Below are 2,924 nucleotides of genomic sequence, written 5' to 3' on the forward strand. Positions count from 1 at the left end.
TTGGCATTGGACCAAGAATGAAGAATATCGCTTACTGGATAAATACCAAATAGAAATCCAAATGAAAGGACTCCAGGATTGTGAAGAGCTGACGGATGTTTGTGTTGAGTATTACCGTTTACGTGATAATCTGTTGGATGATTACGATTCACGGGATCACTTTAAGCAAGCTCATTTCCTGTTTTTCAAGATATTGGGTGATAAATTAAATATGTTAGATAATATAGATGAGCAGCTTGCAAGTTGCAGAATGGAAATCACTAAATCAATGCTATCTGACAATTATGAAAAAGAAGATATTGAACAGAGTATAAATCAGATAATCGACCAATTACGCATTATATACGATGTAAAAATACTAAGTCCTACGATTTGGTCTGCATTGGCTGGTTTGGGGAATGAGAAGGTAAATTTGGTAGTCAATAATGGGGATGTGGATGAATGGCGCAAACAACTAACCATTCATGATATGAGCCATATCAATCTCATATCTGACAAAGATTTTCGTAGGGAGATCGGAAAAGGTAGCGCAGCTAAAACATATTATTTTACTCAACTGCCAACCTACAATCTTATCAACAGGCTACAAAGACAAATTCTGGACCAAGAAGTGTGGATAAAGATGTTGTTATATCCACCTGAAATTAGTGCCCTGAGTTCTCGCATGAAAAAGATACAGCGTTGGGAAAGACAAAATACTGGTGCTAAGGATATGTCTTTATTCCCGGAACTTGAACTTAATAGGTTGGGTAGCAGCGATACCGATGATCCAATTGTGAAATTTGAAGACAGAATCTATGATGTTTCAGATGAGATGGTTCCATTGGCAACAGGATACGATAGTTATGATAATTACATTATACAGGTAGTCACCATAAAAGAACCAAGTATCCAAAATGTCAGCTGCTCTCAGAAAGTGCTCAGGAAGGATGGTGATGATATTGCTTTAGTATCGGTTACAGACTTGGAGATGGCCGATTTTATAATGATCTATGAAAATAAAAGTAGGGATTATCTGTACCAACTATTGAGCAATACCTCACAGAGATTTGCTCAGGTAGAGAGGTTCTCAAAGCTTTGGAAAAAAAGATTGAGAGAGTATCTGAATATTGATAATCCAGAGTCGTCCGATGATAATGTTATCGATAATTATTCATGCTATGATACGAAACTTAATAATCTTGCTATGCATATAGGAGTAAGTTCTGAATATATTATTAAAAACTGGGTTTCAGTTGATGCTAAGACACGCTTTCCTCAAAAGAGCAAACTTGAAAAGCTGATAAGCTTTCTATTGAAACAGGGGCTTTTAAACAACACCGAAGCTGCTGAGATCAGATCAAGCAGAAGTTACTTTCTTGGAGTGATGATTAGCTTAGGGCACAATCTTAGTGCAGAAGCTCAAATGATTATTCTAAGCCAGCCTGCAGATTATGATCAATTTATTATTCAATATGTGTGCGAGAATACAGAGGAATACCCTTTACTCTCGAAACTGGATTCTCAAGCCATCAAGAGCATTATTGATCACAATTTTATAAAAGCGGTATTCATTAAGCTAATTGAACAGGGAGGCCAAAATGAAGGGGAGTGACCCTAGGGTAATACTCAAGGAACTTCTGCGTAAAAATTTAGTCGGACCATGTAACGATACTTTCCTTGATAACAACGAAGAAGAAATCATCTGTGATTATCCTCTAAACAAGTATTTAGCAGGAATTATATTTCCTCATTTGGAGGGATTGCCTGAATCCATAGGAGATGAACATCAGATGGAGATAGATCTATCCGAAGATACAACTACAGAGCTTGAGTTGGCCCCTGATTGGGATGATGAATCTGAAAAATCGGATAATCTCGTGGAAGAAGGAAGGTTGGCCAACGATGATTTTACTAGGCCAGAACTTTATCCCAATTCATTGGGATTATCGTTTTGCTTGGATAGAGCGGCCCAAGATACTGTTATTGATATCAGTTTTGGCAGTTATCGTCAACTCGATCCCACTTTTGAGATCCATCCCATGCTTCGGATCAATATGGAATTTGATGATTATGATCTTATTCGATCACTTAACGCAGGCAACCAAGAATATTTAGAAAACTTGATATCCTATGATCAGGATACTAAAACAGTGTATCTCTCCAGGAAACTGGTGGGTCAAAGCAGAAAAGAAGTTAGTGGTGATTTTAAAAACTTAGAAACAATCCGACAGGCAGTTTATGAGCGTTTAAAATCAGCTAAGGATTTGGAAAAAGATCGTTACACAAGGATAAAAAACATATTAGAATCAATCCATTCACTATACAGGAAGACTTGGATAAGACGTCAACATCATTTTCAATATAAGATCACATTGTCCGAACTCGAAACCCGTAAGGTTATCTGTATCCCTTCGGACAGGATTGATAATAGTTCAATATCGTACAATTTGCATGTTTTGATGATAGAAAACAAACCAGAAATAAGAGTTATTAAGTTACTGCTGGAAAATAGACAAAACATGAAATCTCAAAATAATGAGCTACGGCGAAGTCCTATGCTGAATGACATCTGTATGTTCCAATGCAAAATCAAGGTGCAAAATGAAAATCTTCTGCCTCTTCCCCAGCCACCATTGCCATCTTATGCCACAATGGAAGATAAAATTATGGATTGCCAGTATCGTGATTCCAAAGTATATGCGCAAGCACACAATTGCGCATGTTCCTGGCATAAAGTGGACGGGAAGATAAAGGTAGTTCAGACTGAGGTTCTACCATCAACAATTCCACCTGTTAGCACAAACACTTATCTCGAAAACTCAAGATCTGCCTTAAAAGTTAAAGATAGTAGCTATTATTCATCTAGTACTGACTCTCAAATCATACAATGGTTGAACCTTTTTGTGAATGGTTATGAATCCTGGATTGAAACACAAGATAAA

2 protein-coding genes are annotated in these 2,924 nt (G+C 37.1%); both read left to right on the forward strand.

The window, feature by feature from the left end; genetic code table 11:
• A partial coding sequence (locus LHW48_09985) for a hypothetical protein (protein ID MCB5260778.1) occupies window positions 1-1,594 on the forward strand: 1,594 nt, incomplete at its 5' end.
• Window positions 1,581-2,924, forward strand: a 1,344-nt coding sequence (locus LHW48_09990; protein ID MCB5260779.1) for a hypothetical protein, incomplete at its 3' end; no start/stop codon positions are given. The genes LHW48_09985 and LHW48_09990, both read left to right, overlap by 14 nt.

The organism is Candidatus Cloacimonadota bacterium (genome assembly GCA_020532355.1).
Taxonomy (GTDB): domain Bacteria; phylum Cloacimonadota; class Cloacimonadia; order Cloacimonadales; family Cloacimonadaceae; genus UBA5456.